The organism is Pseudomonas sp. PIC25, from assembly GCF_002286785.1.
Taxonomy (GTDB): domain Bacteria; phylum Pseudomonadota; class Gammaproteobacteria; order Pseudomonadales; family Pseudomonadaceae; genus Pseudomonas_M.
Window position 1 is genome coordinate 1 of record NZ_MUJY01000108.1, and the last position, 19,100, is coordinate 19,100.

Consider the following 19,100-nt stretch of genomic DNA (forward strand, 5'->3'; position numbering starts at 1 on the left):
ATAGCGTGATATGGACGGCCAGCCTTCTTTGAGGGCTGGCCGTGCCCCCTTCTAGGGGGCCAAAAGCAAGTCCACGTTCTACGAACGTGGATGTTTACTTCCGCGACGACCCTGGGAGCCCAGTGGTCGTGGATGAGACCAAGTTTCGCGGCGAGGTTGATGGGACGGTAATCGGTCATGTTCATCGGTTCCTGATGGTGGGCATTCAGTCTGGACGGCGACAGCGCAGCGGTCTTGTATGATCATGCGCTTTTCCTACCCAGGGGCCTGCCCATGACGTTTATCCAGCGCCATCCGGTCGAAGCCGGGCTCGATGCCGAGCGTGCTCTGTTGGATGGCATTCACAGCGGCGAGCGGGATTGCGGGCTGTTGTTCTGGCGCCCGCTGGAGCAGGCCCTGGTGATGCCGCGGCGGCTCAGCCGGCTGGCCGGCTTCGAGGCGGCGCAGGCGCATTGCCAGGCACTCGGCTGGCCGGTGGCGCTGCGCGATACCGGCGGCGAACCGGTGCCGCAGTCGCCGGCGGTGCTGAACGTGGCGTTGGCTTATGCGGTGCCGCGCGAGGAGAGCGAGCTGACACGCCTGGAGACCGCCTACCTGCGCCTGTGCGATCCGCTCTGCGACTGGCTGCGTGCGGCTGGTCTGGAGCCGGGGCTGGGCGAGGTGGAGGGGGCGTTCTGCGACGGCCGCTATAACGTCAATCTGCGCGGCCGCAAGCTGGTCGGCACGGCGCAGCGCTGGCGGCGCCGGCCGGGCGATGGGCGCAACGTGGTGCTGGCCCATGGCGCAGTGCTGATGGAGAACCAGCGGCAGGCGATGGTGGAGCTGGTCAATGCGTTCTATGAGCGCTGTGGGTTGGACGACCGCTGCCGGGTGGATGCCCACATAGCCCTGGACGAATGCCTGGACGAGGTCTGGCCGCGCAGCGCCGATCTCTGGCAGCGCTACCGCACCGCTCTGGGCGGCCTCGGCCTGCGCGACTGACCACGGGGACGAGTGCCGCCCACGATGAACATCGACACCCGCATCAAGTTTCGCCACCTGGTCTGCTTCCTCGAGGTGGCCCGCCAGCGCAGTTTCGCCAAGGCCGCCGATGCTTTGGCGGTGAGCCAACCGGCGATCTCCAAGACACTCAAGGAACTGGAGGAGATTCTCGCCGCCAGCCTGTTCGAGCGCGGCAGGAGCGGAGTGACGCTGACCGCCGCGGGCGTCGACTTCATGCGCTATGCCGGCCCCTGTGTGCAGGCCCTGCGCGACGGGGTGAACGTGCTCCGTGGCGGTGCCCATGAGGCGGGGCTGGTGCGGGTCGGCGTGCTGTCCACGGTGGAGAGCCTGCTGATCCCGGAGGTGGTGCGCCGACTGCATGAGCGCCACGCGGCGCTGGTGGTCAGTGTTGCCACCGGGCCCAGCGCCTTCCTGCTGGCGCAACTGCGAGTCGGAGAGCTGGACCTGGTGGTCGGACGCATGACCGACAGCCCGGAAATCCAGGGCCTGACTTTCGAGCACTTGTACAGCGAATCCATGACCCTGGTGGTGCGCCCCGGTCATCCGCTGCTGGCGCGTGCACCGGCCGATCTCGAGCGCCTGGGCGATTACCCGCTGGTACTGCCGTTGGCCGGCACCACCATCCGCAAGTATGCCGACAGCCTGTTCGTGCAATGCGGCGTGGCCCAGCCGCGCCAGCGCCTGGAGACAATCTCGGTGGCGTTGAGCCGGCGCTACGTGCTGTGCAGCGATGCACTCTGGGTAGCGCCGCTGGACGCGGTGCGCCTGGACCTGCGCCAGGGCGAACTGATGGAACTGGACCTGGGCATCCGCGAGCCGGGCGGCTCGGTGGGCATCTGCAGCAACGCCGCGCTGACGCCGCCGCCTGCAGCGCTGCGTTTCTGCGAGGTGCTGCGTGAGGTGGCGGCAGAGTACCGCGAGGGGGCTCTTCCATAACCAAATGGTTATGGACGCCCGGCAGCTTTTCAATTTTCCCGTGCACCGCTTTGCCGGACACTGCGTGGACCGCCTGCTCGCCAGGCCGACTCCACAAGTCCAACAAGAGGAGTGCGCGACATGCACGATGCGGACAACCGCCGGTTCATCATCCGTGACCGCAATTGGCATCCGAAAGCCTTCACCCCCGACTACAAGACTTCGGTGCCGCGTTCGCCACGCCAGGCCCTGGTGAGTATTCCGCAGTCCGTTTCGGAAACCAGCGGACCGGATTTCTCCCACCTGAAAATGGGCCGCCACGACAACGACCTGCTGCTCAACTTCAACAACGGCGGCCTGCCGGTGGGGGAGCGGATCATCGTCTCCGGCAGGGTGATGGACCAGTACGGCAAGCCGATTCCGCATACCTTGGTGGAGATGTGGCAGGCCAATGCCGGCGGACGCTACCGGCACAAGAACGACCGCTACCTGGCACCGCTCGACCCGAATTTCGGCGGTGTCGGTCGCACCCTGACCGATGGCGACGGCCACTATTACTTCCGCACCATCAAGCCGGGCCCGTACCCCTGGCGCAACGGCCCGAACGATTGGCGGCCGGCGCACATCCACTTTTCCATTACCGGCCCGTCGATCTCGACGCGGCTGATCACCCAGCTCTACTTCGAAGGGGACCCGCTGATTCCGAAGTGCCCCATCGTCAAATCCATCGCCAACCCGGACGCGGTGCAGACGTTGATCGCCCGCCTGGACATGAGCATGGCCAACCCGATGGACTGCCTGGCCTACCGCTTCGACATCGTGCTGCGCGGCCAGCGCAAGACCTTCTTCGAGAACCAGTGAGGTGCCGACCATGAACTTCGACCTGCTGCCGGAAACCCCCTCGCAGACCGCCGGCCCCTACGTGCACATAGGCCTGGCCCTGGCCGCCGCCGGCAACCCGACCCGCGACCAGGAAATCTGGAACCGCATGGCCAAGGCGGACGCCCCGGGTGAGCACATCCTGCTCATCGGCCAGGTGTTCGACGGCAACGGCCACCTGGTGCGCGACTCCTTTCTCGAGTTCTGGCAGGCCGATCACCAGGGCCGCTACGATGAGGCCTACGACCTGGAAAAGCCGTTCAACTGCTTCGGCCGCACCGCTACCACCTTCGACGCCGGCGAGTGGGCGTTGCATACGGTGAAACCGGGCGTGGCGAAAAACGCTGCCGGTGTTCCCATGGCGCCGCACATTAACGTGGCGCTGTTCGCCCGGGGCATCAACATTCACTTGCAGACGCGGATCTATTTCGACGACGAGGCCACGGCCAATGCCGCCGACCCGGTGCTCAACCTGATCGAGCAGCCGCAACGGCGCGAGACGCTGGTGGCCCGGCGCTGCGAGGTGGACGGCAAGACCGCCTACCGCTTCGATATCCGCATCCAGGGGGAAGGGGAAACCGTCTTCTTTGACTTCTAGGCCTGAAGAGCCCGGCCGGGACGGACTTGTCGAACCCATCCCGCAACCTGTCCGGCGGCAGTTCGAGGCGCCCTCGGCATGATGGTGGAGAACCTGCTGATGATCCCGCTGGCCCTGGCGCTGGCCGAACTGGGCCGGCAGTGCGGCGAGGGCCTGCGTGGGGCGCTGATCGGAACCTTCCGCCGCCTGCTGCGCCACCCGATCATCCTGGCCATTTCCTTCGGGCTGTTGCCGGCCGCCGATCAGGCGTTGCGCACGGCGGCTGTCCTGTTCGCCTGCGCGCCGATGATGAGCATTTTCCCCATCCTCGGCCAGCGCTACGGTCTGGAGGGCCGCTGTGCCGCGGCGCTGGTGGTTTGTACCGTGCTGTCGTTCCTCACGATCAGTGTCTTCGTCGGCCTGTTGCGGTAACGACCGCACTGCCGAGGGATGGCGAAGCGGCTGGTTGCGATTATCGAACCTCGGTTCGATAATCGGCCCAGCCCTCGCCAACCGGGATTACCACCATGCACGACGATTCCCGCCCCAGCCTGTCCACCCTGGCGCCGCCGATCATTGCGTCGCCGGCCAAGCGCATCGAGGCCTTCACCGGCGATCCCAATTTCATGACCTCCCTGGCCCGGGGCCTGGCGGTGATCCATGCCTTCCAGGAGCGCAAGCGCCACCTGACCATCGCGCAGATCAGCCACCGCACCGAAATCCCCCGCGCCGCCGTGCGCCGCTGCCTGCACACGCTGATGAAGCTGGGCTACGTCACTACCGACGGACGCAGCTATTCGCTGCTGCCCAAGGTGCTCACCCTCGGCCACGCCTACCTGTCCTCGACGCCGCTGGCGGTCACCGCCCAGCCGATCCTCGACCGCCTCAGCGAGCAACTCCACGAAGCCTTCTCCATGGCCACCCTGGAGGGCGACGAGATTCTCTACATCGCCCGCTCGGCGACGCCGCAGCGGCTGATTTCGGTGGACCTCAGCGTCGGCAGCCGGTTGCCGGCCTACTGCACGTCCATGGGCCGCATCCTGCTGGCGGCGCTGGACGATGCCGCGCTGGACGACTACCTCAGCCATGCCGACCTGCAGGTGAAGACCAGCCGCACCCTGCACACACCCGAGGCGCTGCGCGCCAGCATCGAGGACATCCGCCGGCAGGGCTGGGTGATCATCGACCAGGAGCTGGAAGTCGGCCTGCGCTCGCTGGCGGTGCCGGTGCGCGACTCTTCCGGGCAGGTGCTGGCGGCGCTGAACGTCGGCACTCATGCCGGCCGGGTCAGCCGGCAGGAGCTGGAAAACCGCTTCCTCCCGGCATTGCTGGTGGCCAGCCGCGAATTGAGCACGCGGCTCTATGCCTGATCCTTCAGGCAACCCTTGAATCGTCAAAGCGTTCGCTGATCGAACGTTTTGGCGATTATCGAATTGAACTCTCCGTTGCCTCTTCGTAGTGTCTGGGACGGCCGTTTTCGTCCGCGCGCCTGCTGCGGTGATGCGCGGCATGACCACAACAAGAACAACGAGAGTCAGCATGACCACACCCTTACGCGGCATCGCCCTGCGGCCGCCAGGCTTCACACCCGTTCCTGTCGCTTTCGCTGACACCGCCGCCGGTCGTCCGCGTTTCCCTCGCCCTCCACAGGAATCGAACGCATGAACAGCCCCGCCGACATGCCGGCTGCCGTCCACCTGGACGTGCAGAACTTCATCAATACCCAGCCACTTTCCGTCTATCAGTGGCGGATCGTGGTGCTGTGCTTCCTGATCGTATTCCTCGATGGCCTGGATACCGCGGCCATGGGTTTCATCGCTCCGGCGCTGACCCAGGATTGGGGCATCGATCGCGCCAACCTCGGCCCGGTGATGAGCGCTGCGCTGGGCGGTATGGTATTCGGCTCGCTCGGCTCCGGGCCGCTGGCCGACCGCTTCGGGCGCAAGCTGGTGCTGATCGGCGCGGTGTTCCTGTTCGGTGTGTTCAGTCTGATGGCGACCTTCAGTGCCAACCTCGAACAGTTGATCGTGCTGCGTTTCCTCACCGGGCTCGGCCTTGGTGCGGCGATGCCCAATGCCGGCACGCTGGTCTCCGAGTACACCCCGGAGCGCCTCAAGTCGCTGCTGGTCACCGGCATGTTCTGCGGGTTCAACCTGGGCATGGCATCTGGCGGCTTCATCTCCGCCGCGCTGATCCCGACCTTCGGCTGGCAAAGCCTGTTGTTCGTTGGCGGGGTGCTGCCACTGGCACTGCTCGTCGCACTGCTGTTCTGGCTGCCGGAATCGGCGCGTTACCTGGTGGTGCGCAACCATGACGCGGAGCGGATTCGCCGGGCCCTGGCACCCATCGCGCCGGCCGAGGTCTCCATGGCCGGCAGCTTCAGCGTGCCGGAGCAGAAAACCGTACAGAGCCGCAACATGTTCCGGGTGATCTTCTCCGGCACCTACAGCGCCGGCACACTGCTGCTCTGGATGACCTACTTCATGGGGCTGGTGATCATCTACCTGCTCACCAGTTGGCTGCCGACCCTGATGCGCGACAGCGGTGCGAGCATGGAACAGGCGGCGCTCATGGGCGCGCTGTTCCAGTTCGGAGGTGTGCTCAGCGCGGTGGGGGTAGGCTGGGCGATGGACCGGATCGATCCGCACAAGGTGGTCGGCGCCTTCTACCTGATGGCCGGGGTATTCGCCTACTGCGTCGGCCAGAGCCTCGGCGAAATGGCGCTGCTGGCTACCTTGGTGCTGTTGGCGGGCATGTGCATCAACGGTGCGCAATCGGCCATGCCGTCGCTGGCGGCGCGCTTCTACCCGACCCAGGGACGGGCAACGGGGGTGTCCTGGATGATCGGTATCGGCCGCTTCGGCGCCATCCTCGGTGCTTGGATCGGCGCCACCCTGCTGGGGCTGGGCTGGAGCTTCGAACAGGTCCTCACGGCGTTGGTGGTGCCTGCGGCTCTGGCGACCCTGGCGGTATTGGTGAAGGGGATGGTGAGTCACGCCGACGCCACTTGAGGGCCTGTTCAATACCTGCTGCGCGTCGTTAGAGCCGCAGGACAGACGCCCCGGCGTGCCGGGGCGTCGTCGTTTCAGGGCTCGGGTGAATCTGAAGAAGTGTTCGATATTCGCACGGATAGTCGATTATCGGATTGTTTGCCCGAGTCGCTCCGCCTAGTGTTTGTCTCAACCCGGTTCTGTCGCGCCGGATAGCACAAGAGATCGACCATGGCTGAGTTACTCACCCTCCGCGAAGCGGTCGGACGCTTCGTCCACGACGGCGATACCGTCGCCCTCGAAGGTTTCACCCACCTGATTCCCACTGCCGCCTCCCACGAGCTTATCCGCCAGGGCAAGAAAGACCTGACCCTGGTGCGCATGACTCCCGACCTGGTCTACGACCTGCTGATCGGCGCCGGTTGCGCGAAGAAGCTGATCTTCTCCTGGGGCGGCAATCCTGGCGTCGGTTCGCTGCACCGTCTGCGCGACGCGGTGGAGAAGGGCTGGCCGCAGCCGCTGGAGATCGAGGAGCACAGTCACGCCGACCTGGCCAATGCCTACGTCGCCGGCGCCTCGGGCCTGCCGTTCGCGGTTCTGCGCGCCTATGCCGGTTCCGACCTGCCGAAGGTCAACCCGATGCTGAAGACCGTTACCTGCCCGTTCACTGGCGAGGTGCTGGCGGCGGTGCCGAGCGTGCGTCCGGACGTCACCGTGATCCACGCGCAGAAGGCCGATCGCAAGGGCAACGTGCTGCTCTGGGGCATCCTCGGTGTGCAGAAGGAAGCGGCCCTGGCGGCCAAGCGCTGCATCGTCACCGTGGAAGAGATCGTCGACGGCCTGAACGCGCCGATGAACGCCTGCGTGCTGCCGACCTGGGCACTCACCGCCGTCTGCCACGTGCCGGGCGGCGCCCGTCCGTCCTACGCCCACGGCTATTACGAGCGCGACAACCGCTTCTACCAGGCCTGGGACCCGATCGCCCGCAGCCGCGAGAGCTTCAGTGCCTGGATCGACGAATACATCCGCGGCACCGCCGACTACGCCGAGCACCTGAACAAATTGGCCGCGCAGCAGGAGGCCCCGTGATGAGCGCTCTCTCCACCAGTGACTACAGCACCAACGAAATGATGACCGTGGCCGCCGCCCGCCGCCTGAAGAACGGCGCGGTCTGCTTCGTCGGCATTGGCCTGCCGTCCAAGGCGGCCAACCTGGCGCGCCTGACCTCGTCGCCGGATGTGGTGCTGATCTACGAATCCGGCCCCATCGGCGCCAAGCCGTCGGTGCTGCCGCTGTCCATCGGTGACGGCGAGCTGGCCGAGACCGCCGACACTGTGGTGCCCACTGGCGAGATTTTCCGCTACTGGCTGCAGGGCGGGCGTATCGACGTGGGTTTCCTCGGCGCCGCCCAGGTGGACAGGTACGGCAACATCAATACCACCGTGATCGGCGACTACCGGCAGCCCAAGGTGCGCCTGCCGGGTGCCGGCGGTGCGCCGGAGATCGCCGGTTCGGCCAAGGAGGTGCTGATCATCCTCAAGCAGTCGCATCGCACCTTCGTCGACAAGCTGGCCTTCGTCACCTCGGTCGGCCATGGCGAGGGCGGCGATCATCGCCAGCAACTCGGCCTGCCGGGCAAGGGGCCGGTGGCGATCATCACCGACCTTTGCATCATGGAGCCGGAAGCCGGCACGAACGAATTCATTGTCACCGGGCTGCACCCCGGAGTGACCCGCGAACAGGTGATCGAAGCCACTGGCTGGCCGATCCGCTTCGCGCCCATCGTCGCCGAGACGCCCGCGCCCGACGAGACCGAGCTGAGCGCTCTGCGCGCCCTGGAAGCCCGCACGGCGGCGGCACACGGTCAGCAAGGGGGTGAGGAATGAGCCGCGAGGTGTTCATCTGCGACGCCGTGCGCACGCCCATCGGCCGCTTCGGCGGCGCACTCTCGGCGGTGCGCGCCGACGATCTGGCAGCCATCCCGCTGAGAGTCTTGCTGGAGCGCAACCCGCGCCTGGACCCGGCGGCCATCGACGAAGTGTTCATGGGCTGCGCCAACCAGGCCGGCGAGGACAACCGCAACGTGGCGCGTATGGCACTGCTGCTGGCCGGGCTGCCGGAAAGCGTGCCGGGCGTCACCCTGAACCGCCTCTGCGCCTCGGGCATGGACGCGGTGGGCACCGCCTTTCGCGCCATTGCCGCCGGCGAGATGGAGCTGGCCCTGGCCGGGGGCGTGGAGTGCATGTCCCGTGCGCCCTTCGTCATGGGCAAGGCGGATGCCGCTTTCTCGCGCAACATGAAGATCGAGGACACCACCATCGGCTGGCGTTTCGTCAATCCGCTGATGAAGCAGCAGTACGGCGTCGACTCGATGCCGGAGACCGCCGACAACGTGGCCGATGAGTACGGCATCTCCCGCGCCGACCAGGACGCCTTTGCCCTGCGCAGCCAGCAACGTGCGGCGGCGGCCCAGGAGGCGGGGTTCTTCGCCGAAGAGATCGTGCCGGTGCGGATCGTCCACAAGAAGGGCGAGACGCTGGTCGAGCACGACGAGCATCCGCGTGCCGACACCACGCTGGAGGCCCTGGCCAGGCTCAAGCCGGTCAACGGTGCGGACAAGACGGTCACCGCCGGCAATGCCTCGGGCGTCAACGACGGCGCGGCGGCGATGATCCTGGCCTCGGCCGAAGCGGTGGAAAAGCATGGCCTGCGGCCGCGCGCCCGGGTGCTCGGCATGGCCAGCGCCGGCGTCGCGCCGCGCATCATGGGCTACGGCCCGGTGCCGGCGGTACGCAAGCTGATGGCGCGCCTCGACCTGCGGATCGCCGACTTCGACGTCATCGAGCTCAACGAGGCCTTCGCCAGCCAGGGATTGGCCGTGCTGCGCGACCTCGGCCTAACCGACGACGCCCCGCAGGTCAACCCCAACGGCGGCGCCATCGCCCTCGGCCATCCGCTGGGTATGAGCGGCGCGCGCCTGGTCTTGACCGCGCTGCACCAGTTGGAAAAATCCGGCGGTCGCCGCGGTCTGGCGACCATGTGCGTGGGGGTAGGGCAGGGCCTGGCCCTGGCCATCGAGCGGATTTGACGGTTTGGCCGGTCCGGGCCGATGGAAAGGCTACGGGGCTCGGGCCGGCCTTCTGATAAGCGTGATTCGGCCTCGTCGGGCACCGTTTTTTTGTGGGAGCGAATTCATTCGCGATGCCCCTTGGCTCGACCGATCTCACCAACCGGTGGATTCGCCGCCGCCGTGCTGCGAACCTAGGCTGAAATGGCGAACACCTGTGGAAACTCCAACGTGACCAACCAACTCTTCGATGCCTATTTCACCGCTCCGGCCATGCGCACGGTGTTTTCCGATGCCGGCCGCTTGCAGGGCATGCTCGATTTCGAGGCCGCCCTGGCGCGGGCGGAGGCGCGTTGCGGGGTGATCCCGGCCGCAGCCGTGGAACCCATCGAGGCCGCCTGCAAGGCCGATCTCTATGACCCTGCCAACCTAGCCGAAGCCATCGTCAGTGCGGGCAACTCGGCGATCCCGCTGGTCAAGGCGCTGGGCAAGCGCATCGCTACCCGCGATGCCGACGCCGAGCGTTACGTCCATTTCGGTGCCACCAGCCAGGACGCCATGGACACCGGCCTGGTGTTGCAACTGCGCCAGGCTCTTGGCCTGCTGAACGGCGATCTGGCGCGACTGGCCGAGGCGCTGGCCGAACAGGCCGAGCGTCACGCCGATACCGTGCTCAGCGGGCGCACCTGGCTCCAGCACGCCACTCCGGTGACCCTGGGTATGAAGCTCGCCGGCCTGCTCGGCGCCATCACCCGGCATCGCCAGCGCCTCGCCGAAATCGAACCACGCCTGCTCTGCCTGCAATTCGGCGGCGCCTCCGGCTCCCTCGCCGCCCTGGGCGAACAGGCCTGGCCGGTGAGCCAGGCCCTGGCCCGCGAGCTGGACCTGAACCTGCCGGACCAACCCTGGCACACCCAGCGCGACCGCCTCGCCGAGTTCGCCGCGCTGCTCGGCCTGGTCGCCGGTACTTTGGGCAAGCTCGGCCGCGACCTCAGCCTGCTCATGCAGACCGACGTGGGCGAGGCCTTCGAGCCTTCCGCGCCGGGCAAGGGCGGTTCCTCGACCATGCCGCACAAGCGCAATCCAGTGGGCGCCGCCGTGCTGATCGGTGCCGCCACCCGCGCGCCGGGGCTGGTCGCGACCCTGCTGGCCGCCTTGCCACAGGAGCATGAGCGCAGCCTCGGACTGTGGCATGCCGAGTGGGAGACTCTGCCGGAACTCTGCTGCCTGGTATCCGGCGCTCTGCAGCATGCCCTGGTTATCGTCCCTGGCCTGGAAGTAGACGTCACGCGGATGCGCGCCAACCTCGAACTGACCCGGGGCCTGGTGCTGGCCGAGGCGGTGAGCATCGCCCTGGCCCAGCGCATCGGTCGCGAGGCGGCTCATCAGCTGGTCGAGCGCTGCTGCCGCCAGGCCGTCGCCGAACAGCGCCATCTGCGCGCGGTGCTCGGCAACAGCGGCGAAGTCACCGCACAGCTTTCCGCCGCCGAACTGGATCGCCTGTTCGATCCGGCCCACTACCTGGGCCAGGCGCGCCGCTGGGTCGAGCGCGCCCTGGCCGAACACCAAGCCTTGTCCCGTTGAGGAGCGTTTCGTGGCTGATCTCCACCTCGCCGATGGCGACCTGAACTACCAGTTGGAAGGCCCGGCCGGCGCGCCGGTGCTGGTGCTGTCCAACTCCCTGGGCACCGATCTGCATATGTGGGATGTGCAAATGCCGGCCTTCACCGAGCATTTCCGCGTGCTGCGCTACGACACCCGTGGCCATGGCGCATCGGGGGTGACGCCGGGGCCGTACACCGTCGAACAGCTCGGCCGCGACGTGCTGGCCCTGTTGGACGCGCTGGACATTCCCCGGGCGCACTTCTGCGGCCTGTCCATGGGCGGGCTGATCGGCCAGTGGCTGGGCATCCATGCCGGCGAGCGTCTGAGCAAGCTGGTGCTGTGCAACACGGCGGCGAAGATTGCCAACGATGAGGTATGGAACACCCGCATCGACATCGTGCTCAAGGGCGGCCAGCAGGCCATGCGCGACCTGCGCGATGCCTCCATCGCCCGCTGGTTCACCCCGGCCTTCGCCGAAGCGCAGCCGGTCCAGGCCGCGCACATCACCGCGATGCTCGCCGCCACCTCGCCGGAAGGCTACGCCGCCAATTGCGCCGCCGTGCGCGATGCGGACTTCCGCGAGACGCTGGGTGCGATCGCCGCGCCGACACTGATCGTCTGTGGCAGCCAGGACCCGGTCACCACCACCGAGAATGGCCGCTTCATGCAGGCGCGCATCGCCGGTGCCGAACTGGCCGAATTCACCGCCGCGCATCTTTCCAACGTCGAGGCGGGCGACCGGTTCACTCGTCGCGTGCTGGATTTCCTGCTGGGTTGATTGTTTGGCTTCTGTGGGCGAATTTGATTCCTAGGGACTGAAAAATGGACGAAAAAGAACGCTACGAAGCCGGCATGCAGGTCCGCCGCGCGGTGCTGGGCGATGCCCATGTCGACCGCAGCCTGAAGAACCTGACGCCGTTCAACCAGGAATTCCAGGAAATGATCACCCGCCACGCCTGGGGCGACATCTGGACCCGGCCGGGCTTGCCGCGCCATACCCGCAGTCTGGTCACCATCGCCATGCTCATCGGCATGAACCGCGAGGGCGAGTTGAAGCTGCACCTGCGAGCCGCGAAGAACAACGGCGTGACCCGCGACGAGATCAAGGAAGTGCTGATGCAGAGCGCAATCTACTGTGGCATCCCGGCGGCCAACGCCACTTTCCACCTGGCCGAGGAAGTCTGGGACGAACTGGGGGTGGAGTCGCTGCGGCCGGAGGGATGAGCGGACGGGGTGGACAGTCGCTTGGCCAGGCTCACCCTACCAGACGGACCAAACACCCCATCCATTCCGCACCATCCAACAAAAAACCCTTATCATTCCGCGTCTTAGCCCATTTTTGAGATAGCCGAATGCCATCTGCTGTCGAGCGCTACAAGGCGCTCCTGTCCGGGATGCTGGCCCGTTATTTCCCGCGTACCACGGCCTATCTGCGGACCGAGCGCGAGGCGGCGGCTGCGCAGGCGAAGCCGCGTTCGCGCAGCAAGAAAGCCGGAGCCAGGAGCGCCAAGCCCCGCGCAAGGAAAACCGCCGATACCAAGCCCAAGCCGGCGAGTACTGGCATCTACCCGGCAACGCTGATGCCGGTGGCAGCGGCGCAGGTGCAGGCGATGCGCGAGCGGGTTGCCGAGGCGGTGCGGGCGGGGGTTGTGAGTGCGCCGTCGGACGAGCAGTGGGCGATGATCCTGGGGCGCGCGCCGCTCACGCGGATTTTCGCCGGGGCGGGGTCGGGAAAGTCGACCACCCTGGTGCTGCGGGTGGTGTTCATGCTCTGCCACCTGGGCATCGAGCCGGGGCGGTTGACGGTGATCTCCTTCACCAATGCCTCCTGCGCTCAACTACGCGAGCAGTTGCTGAAGGTGCTCGGCTTCTGGGGCTTTCCGTTCGACGCCGCGCAGGCGCGCAAATGCGTGCGTACCTTCCATTCGGCCATGGGCACGTTGGCCAAGGAGGTGCTCGGCAATCCGGCCTGGTTCGAGCAATTGGACGAGCCCGCTGCGGAAGGCGAGCTGGACAACCCGTTGCTATCCGGCCGCTTGCGTCCGGCTCAGCAGCGGCTGTTGAAGCAGGTCTACCAGGACGCCTATGCCAAGGACCCGGCCTTCCGCGAACGGGTGCACCGCCTGCTGGACCTGCCGCCTCCCCCGGAGGAGGCCAAGGGCAAGCCCAAGGCGCCACTGGACGGTTTCGCCCTCGCCGGCGAGTTCGCCGCGCTGCCATTGTTCGAGGCCTTCTATGTACAGGCGGGGTTCATGGAAAGCATCGGTCTGCGCCCCGGACGGATCGTTGCCCAAGCGCTATCCTGCTCGCCGCGGGAGCGTTGTTTCGTCGAGGCGCTGGCGCTGTTCTGGCAGCGCTTCGAAACGCGGCTGACGGAGCAGGGCCTGACGACCTTCAACGGCGCTTTCCAACGGCTCACCGATACCCTGGAAGACGGCGGCCGTGTTCCGGCCGAGGCCCTGCGGCCGCTCAGCCATCTGCTGATCGACGAGTTCCAGGACATCTCCCCGCAGATCGTCCTCTGGTTGCAGGCGGTCCATCGGCGGCTCGTCCGCGAGAAGGAGAAGGTCAGCCTGATGGCCATCGGCGACGACTGGCAGTCGATCTACGGCTGGCGCGGCAGCTCGCCGGAACTGTTCATGGATTTCGACCGACACTTCCCGTCGAAGGGCAAGCGCAAGAGTGCCGTGCTGCTGCTGGAAACCAACTACCGCTCCATCGAGCCGGTAATCCGCGATGCCGAGGCGGTGCTGGACGGCGTGGCGTTCAAGCAGGCCAAGACGAGCAAGGCGTTCAAGGCGATGCAGCCGGGCGATCACGGGGTGAAGCTGGTGCCGCGCTTCGATCTCAAGGCGCGGTTGCCGGAGCTGCTGGCGGAGATCGATGCGCAGTGCGAGCACGTCGCCGCCAAGGGCTCGGCCGAGCGCACGGCGGTACTGCTGCTGAGCCGGCGCAATGAGCCGTTGCAGCAGATCCAGGCGCAACTGAAGAAAGCGCTGCCGGTGAAGGGCTATACCATTCACCGTGCCAAGGGGTTGCAGGCCGAGGTGGCGATCATCGTCGACGACTGCATGCCACCGGAAAAACACCCGCTGCGCAACGCGCTCTACGCGCACTCCGGGTTCTTCCGCAACAGCTACGACCAAGCCATGGCCGACGAGGCGCTGCGCCTGGCCTATGTGGCGATCACCCGTGGTGTGAGCCGGGTGCTCTGGTTCACCGCGAAAGTACAGGGCGCGACGCAGGTACTGGCGCAGCGCGGTCGCTGAGGCATCACCCCATCAGCGCCGCCTCGGCATAGTCCAGCTCGCGGATCAGTTCCTGCAGCATCTGGTCGTCGATGACATGGCGTTTGCGCAGGCGGTACAGCTCCTTGCGTTCGGCCTGGATCGCCTTGATGCGGATTTCCGTCTCCAGGGCCTTGGTGCGGCGGGCCTGGTTGGCCATGTCGTGGCGGTCCATCAGTACTTCGAGGTTGTGACGGTAGGCTTCGATCACCCCGGTGGTGACCTCGTTGACCCGCAGTGCTGCGTCGGCGTCGCCGCTGGGGTGCGACTGTTTCCAGCCTTCCAGCCAGCGGATCGCCGCCTGCGCCGCGGCGCGCCGGGCCTTGCGCAGTTCCTGTTCGTGCTCTTCCAGGTCGTTCATCGGCAGGAACCGGAGGAAGTAGGGCACGCCGAAGCTGCCGATGGCCAGGGAGAGGATGATTACCGCGGCGGCGATGAAAATCATCGGATCGCGGCCGGGGAAGGGTGCATCGCCGATCATCAGCGGCACCGAGAGCACGCCCGCCAGGGTGATGGCACCGCGCACGCCGGCCACCGAGCTGAGTGCGGAGAGCAGGGCCACCGGCTGCGGTTCGCGAGGCTTGCCGCGCAGGCGGGCGACCAGCGCCTCCCAGTGGTGGTAGGCGTAGACGAAGGCGTAGCGGATCACCAGCAGCAGCACCATGATCAGCACGGCATAGAGCATCAGCAGGGGCAGGTTGTAGCTCTCGCCGCTGGCGTTCATCCAGACGCGCTCGATGATGCGCGGGAATTGCAGGCCGAGCAGCAGGAACACCAGGCCGTTGAAGCTGAAATCGAGCATCTCCCAGATGCTGCGGTTGATGATGCGCGTGCTGGTCTTCACCGGCAGCATGTCGACCCGGCTCTGCACCATGCCGGCGGCCACTGCCGAGAGGATGCCGGACATGCCGGCGTGCTCGGCGAGGAAGAAGGCGGCGAAGGGCAACAGCAGCATGGTGACCACGTAGCTCGACGGGTCGTAGAGCTTGTGCGACGTCATCCACTGCTTGAGCTTGCCGACCGCCCAGCTCAGCCCGGCGCCGATGGCCAGGCCGCCGAGGGCGACCAGGAGAAAGCCGCCGGCCACTGAAGAAAGCGAGAAGCTGCCGGTCACCGCGGCGGCGACGGCGAACTTGAATGACACCAGGCCGGTGGCGTCGTTCATCATCGCTTCGCCTTCGAGCTGATGGCTCATGTGGCGCGGCAGCCGGCCCTGGGCGATGGCGATCACCGCCAGCGCGTCGGTGGGCGAGAGGATGGCGGCGAGGGCGAAGCTGGCGGCCAGTGGAATCGACGGCAGCAGCCAATGGATGACATAGCCGGCCACCACCACCGTGATCAGTACCAGCAGCAGAGACATGGCGGCGATCTGCCCGCCGTGGTCGCGGAACTCGCGTTTGGGTATCCGCCAGCCGTCATAGAACAGCAGCGGCGGAATGAACAGCAGCATGAAGAGTTCCGGGTGCAGTTCCACCTGCATGCCGAACGGCGGCAGGGCGATGGCGCAGCCCATGAGAATCTGCAGGATCGGCAGCGGTACGGGGAAGACGTTCGCCACGATGCGGCTGATGGCGACGGCGAGCAGGAGCAGGAAGATGAGGTTGAGAATATCCATTGGCGGCGACTCTATACGGCGGGCGAGACCGGCTCCATGACTTGGCGCAATGAATCTGGTAACGGACGTAAGAATAGCCGGGGAAGGTGCAAAACCTGACCGTTCGTCCAGTTGGAGAAAGGAAGGACTTGCGTGCCACGCCGGGCAACTATGCTTTCCCGAAACGACCTGCGCGAGCCTCGACCATGCATTCGACCCCCCAAGGCCGTCCTGCACCCGATAGCAAGCAAGCGGAAACCCGTCTCTTCATTTTTCTCATCGTGTTCCTGTTCCCGATCCTCAGCGTCGTGCTGGTGGCGGCCTACGGGTTCGTCGTATGGATTTTCCAGATGCTGATCTTCGGCCCGCCCGGGCCGGGTTGATCGTCCTCGCTAAAGCCCCATACCGTCAGGGAATCCTCATGGATGACGTCCTGCATATCGCCAGTCTGCTGGTCCATTGCCGTCCCGAGGCGCTTGCCGCGCTGAAGGACAACCTGCGTCTGCTGCCCGATCTGGAGCTGCATCAGGAAAGCCCGGCCGGCAAGCTGGTAGTGGTGCTGGAGGCGGAGCACGAGAGCCGCATTCTCGAACGGCTCGACCAGATCCAGAGCCTGCCCGGCGTACTCAATGCCGTGCTGGTCTACCACGAACTCCTCGATCACGAAGGAGAAGCCCGATGAGCCTGACCCGACGCCAGTTCGCCAAGGCCAATGCCGCCGCCATCGCGGCGAGCGTGGCCGGCATTCCCCTGGTCACCAGCGCCAGCAACCTGGTCACCGAGGCGGATGCCACCAACCTCAAGTGGGACAAGGCGCCTTGTCGCTTCTGCGGCACTGGCTGCGGGGTGATGGTGGCGACGCGGGACAACCGCGTGGTGGCGACCCACGGCGACATGAAGGCGGAGGTCAATCGCGGCATCAACTGCGTCAAGGGTTACTTCCTGTCGAAGATCATGTACGGCGTGGACCGCCTGACCCAGCCGCTGCTGCGGATGAAGGGCGGCCGCTACGACAAGCAGGGCGAGTTCCAGCCGGTGAGCTGGGACCAGGCCTTCGACATCATGGCGGAGAAGTACAAGGCCGCCCTGGCCCAGGGCGGGCCCCAGGCCATCGGCATGTTCGGCTCGGGGCAATGGACCATCTGGGAAGGCTATGCGGCGAACAAGCTGATGAAGGCCGGCTTCCGCTCCAACAACCTCGACCCCAACGCCCGGCACTGCATGGCCTCGGCGGCGTTCGGCTTCATGCGCACCTTCGGCATGGACGAGCCCATGGGCTGCTACGACGACATCGAGGCGGCGGATGCCTTCGTGCTTTGGGGTTCGAACATGGCGGAGATGCACCCGGTGCTGTGGACGCGGGTCACCGACCGGCGCCTGGGCGCGCCCCACGTCAAGGTGGCGGTGATGTCCACCTTCGAGCACCGCAGCTTCGACCTCGCCGATATCCCCATGGTGTTCAAGCCGCAGACGGACCTGGTGATCCTCAACTACATCGCCAATCACATCGTGCAGAGCGGCGCGGTGAACCGTGATTTCGTGCAGAAGTACACCCGTTTCGCCAAGGGCGCGCAGAACATCGGCTACGGCCTGCGCCCCACCGATCCGCTGGAGCTGAAGGCGGAAAACGCAGCGGTGGCCAACACCTGGAGCGACATCGATTTCGACCAGTACGTGGAATTTCTCAAGCCCTACACACTGGAGCACGCGGCCAAGGAAACCGGCGTGCCGGCCGAGCGGCTGAAGGCGCTGGCCGAGCTGTATGCGGACCCGAAGGTGAAGGTCATGTCGTTCTGGACCATGGGCTTCAACCAGCACACCCGGGGCGTGTGGGCCAACAACCTGATCTACAACCTGCACCTGCTCACCGGCAAGATCAGCGAGCCGGGCAACAGCCCCTTCTCACTCACAGGCCAGCCCTCGGCCTGCGGCACGGCGCGGGAGGTGGGTACCTTCGCTCACCGCCTGCCTGCCGACATGCTGGTGGCCAACGCCAAGCACCGCGCGACCGCCGAGAAAATCTGGAAGCTGCCGGCCGGGACCATCCAGGAGAAGCCCGGCTTCCATGCGGTGGAGCAGAGCCGTCAGCTTAAGGACGGTGCCCTGCGGGTGTACTGGACGCAGGTTTGCAACAACATGCAGGCCGGGCCGAACATCATGCAGGAGATCCTGCCCGGCTGGCGCAACCCGGAGAACTTCATCATCGTCTCCGACGTGTACCCGACGGTCTCGGCCCAGGCCGCCGACCTGATCCTGCCCAGCGCCATGTGGGTGGAGAAGGAGGGGGCTTATGGCAACGCCGAGCGGCGCACGCAGTTCTGGCACCAGTTGGTGGACGCTCCCGGCGAGGCGCGCTCGGACCTCTGGCAACTGGTGGAATTCTCCAAGCGCTTCACTACCGACGAGGTCTGGCCGGCGGAGCTGCTGGCCAAGGCACCGGAGTACAAGGGCAAGACGCTGTACCAGGTGCTGTTCGCCAACGGCCAGGTGGATCGTTTTCCGAAGACCGAGATCGCCAAGGACTACCGTAACCACGAGGCCGAGGCGTTCGGCTTCTACATCCAGAAGGGCCTGTTCGAGGAATACGCCGCCTTCGGCCGGGGCCACGGGCATGACTTGGCGGACTTCGACGTCTACCACCAGGAACGCGGGCTGCGCTGGCCGGTGGTGGAGGGCAAGGAGACGCGCTGGCGCTACCGCGAGGGCTACGATCCCTACGTGGCCAAGGGCAGCGGCGTGCAGTTCTACGGCCAGCCGGACAAGAAGGCGATCATCTTCGCCTTGCCCTACGAAGTGCCCGCCGAGGTGCCGGACGAGGAATATCCGTTCTGGCTCAGCACCGGCCGGGTGCTGGAGCACTGGCACACCGGCAGCATGACCCAGCGAGTCGACGAACTCTTCCGTGCGGTGCCCGATGCGCTGGTTTATATGCACCCGGAGGACGCGCGCAAGCTCAACGCCCGGCGCGGCAGCGTGGTGAAAGTGATCAGCCGGCGCGGCGAGATGCAGGCGCGGATCGAGACCCGCGGCCGTAACAAGCCGCCGCAAGGGCTGGTGTTCGTGCCGTTCTTCGACGCCAACAAGCTGATCAACAAGGTCACCCTCGACGCCACCGACCCGATCTCCAAGCAGACCGATTACAAGAAGTGCGCGGTGAAGATCGAAGTGGTCAGCCTTGCCTGAG

The 19,100-nt window shown here is 66.2% G+C and carries 17 protein-coding genes and 1 pseudogene; 17 read left to right on the top strand and 1 reads right to left on the bottom strand.

Annotation, left to right across the window (positions count from 1 at the left end):
• The first annotated feature begins 273 nt into the window (after positions 1–273).
• The 14 genes and pseudogenes from BZL41_RS12755 to BZL41_RS12820 all read left to right on the top strand — a co-directional run bounded on the left by BZL41_RS12755 (position 274) and on the right by BZL41_RS12820 (position 14,304).
• Positions 274–981, top strand: a complete 708-nt coding sequence (locus tag BZL41_RS12755) for a lipoate--protein ligase family protein (RefSeq protein WP_095599646.1) — start codon at positions 274–276, stop codon at positions 979–981.
• Between the two features lie 24 nt (positions 982–1,005).
• On the top strand, positions 1,006–1,938 hold the full coding sequence (gene pcaQ, locus BZL41_RS12760; RefSeq protein ID WP_095599647.1) for a pca operon transcription factor PcaQ: 933 nt from the start codon (positions 1,006–1,008) through the stop codon (positions 1,936–1,938).
• A gap of 120 nt (positions 1,939–2,058) precedes the next feature.
• Positions 2,059–2,778, top strand: a complete 720-nt coding sequence (gene pcaH / locus BZL41_RS12765) for a protocatechuate 3,4-dioxygenase subunit beta (RefSeq protein WP_095599648.1) — start codon at positions 2,059–2,061, stop codon at positions 2,776–2,778.
• A gap of 10 nt (positions 2,779–2,788) precedes the next feature.
• Positions 2,789–3,394 (top strand): protocatechuate 3,4-dioxygenase subunit alpha, encoded by a 606-nt coding sequence (gene pcaG / locus BZL41_RS12770; RefSeq protein WP_095599649.1) that lies wholly within the window; start codon positions 2,789–2,791, stop codon positions 3,392–3,394.
• Between the two features lie 51 nt (positions 3,395–3,445).
• Positions 3,446–3,805, top strand: a pseudogene (locus BZL41_RS12775) (AEC family transporter); the annotation flags it as partial.
• A gap of 95 nt (positions 3,806–3,900) precedes the next feature.
• Positions 3,901–4,743 carry an IclR family transcriptional regulator C-terminal domain-containing protein gene (locus BZL41_RS12780; RefSeq protein WP_095599650.1) on the top strand — a complete coding sequence of 281 codons (843 nt, stop codon included), beginning with the start codon at positions 3,901–3,903 and terminating at the stop codon, positions 4,741–4,743.
• A gap of 291 nt (positions 4,744–5,034) precedes the next feature.
• Positions 5,035–6,384, top strand: coding sequence for an MFS transporter (locus tag BZL41_RS12785; protein WP_095599651.1), 1,350 nt, complete (start codon positions 5,035–5,037; stop codon positions 6,382–6,384).
• Positions 6,385–6,594: 210 nt separating this feature from the next.
• Positions 6,595–7,452, top strand: coding sequence for a CoA transferase subunit A (locus tag BZL41_RS12790; protein WP_095599652.1), 858 nt, complete (start codon positions 6,595–6,597; stop codon positions 7,450–7,452).
• On the top strand, positions 7,452–8,249 hold the full coding sequence (locus BZL41_RS12795; protein WP_095599653.1) for a CoA-transferase subunit beta: 798 nt from the start codon (positions 7,452–7,454) through the stop codon (positions 8,247–8,249). The genes BZL41_RS12790 and BZL41_RS12795 overlap by 1 nt, the downstream gene beginning before the upstream one ends.
• Positions 8,246–9,451, top strand: a complete 1,206-nt coding sequence (pcaF, locus tag BZL41_RS12800; RefSeq protein ID WP_095599654.1) for a 3-oxoadipyl-CoA thiolase — start codon at positions 8,246–8,248, stop codon at positions 9,449–9,451. The genes BZL41_RS12795 and pcaF overlap by 4 nt, the downstream gene beginning before the upstream one ends.
• A 183-nt stretch (positions 9,452–9,634) precedes the next feature.
• On the top strand, positions 9,635–11,014 hold the full coding sequence (locus BZL41_RS12805) for a 3-carboxy-cis,cis-muconate cycloisomerase (RefSeq protein ID WP_168190988.1): 1,380 nt from the start codon (positions 9,635–9,637) through the stop codon (positions 11,012–11,014).
• A 10-nt stretch (positions 11,015–11,024) separates the two neighbouring features.
• Complete coding sequence (gene pcaD / locus BZL41_RS12810; RefSeq protein WP_095599655.1) at positions 11,025–11,813, top strand: 3-oxoadipate enol-lactonase; 789 nt, start codon at positions 11,025–11,027, stop codon at positions 11,811–11,813.
• Positions 11,814–11,857: 44 nt separating this feature from the next.
• Complete coding sequence (gene pcaC, locus BZL41_RS12815; RefSeq protein ID WP_095599656.1) at positions 11,858–12,259, top strand: 4-carboxymuconolactone decarboxylase; 402 nt, start codon at positions 11,858–11,860, stop codon at positions 12,257–12,259.
• Positions 12,260–12,387: 128 nt separating this feature from the next.
• The gene (locus BZL41_RS12820) at positions 12,388–14,304 is read left to right on the top strand and encodes a DEAD/DEAH box helicase (RefSeq protein ID WP_095599657.1); all 1,917 of its coding nucleotides are present in this window, start codon (positions 12,388–12,390) and stop codon (positions 14,302–14,304) included.
• A gap of 4 nt (positions 14,305–14,308) precedes the next feature.
• Here the strand turns inward: BZL41_RS12820 and BZL41_RS12825 are convergent, their stop codons facing one another.
• A complete protein-coding gene (locus BZL41_RS12825) occupies positions 14,309–15,937 on the bottom strand; it encodes a Na+/H+ antiporter (RefSeq protein WP_095599658.1) in 1,629 nt (542 codons plus the stop codon).
• 185 nt (positions 15,938–16,122) lie between these two features.
• Between BZL41_RS12825 and BZL41_RS12830 the strand changes: the two genes are divergently transcribed.
• The 3 genes from BZL41_RS12830 to napA are packed head-to-tail and all read left to right on the top strand — an operon-like array spanning position 16,123 to position 19,099.
• Complete coding sequence (locus BZL41_RS12830; protein WP_084336409.1) at positions 16,123–16,299, top strand: periplasmic nitrate reductase, NapE protein; 177 nt, start codon at positions 16,123–16,125, stop codon at positions 16,297–16,299.
• A 38-nt stretch (positions 16,300–16,337) separates the two neighbouring features.
• Positions 16,338–16,598, top strand: coding sequence for a chaperone NapD (locus BZL41_RS12835; protein ID WP_095599659.1), 261 nt, complete (start codon positions 16,338–16,340; stop codon positions 16,596–16,598).
• Entirely contained in the window at positions 16,595–19,099 is a 2,505-nt protein-coding gene (gene napA, locus BZL41_RS12840) for a nitrate reductase catalytic subunit NapA (RefSeq protein ID WP_095599660.1), read from the top strand. The genes BZL41_RS12835 and napA overlap by 4 nt, the downstream gene beginning before the upstream one ends.
• Position 19,100 lies beyond the last annotated feature (1 nt).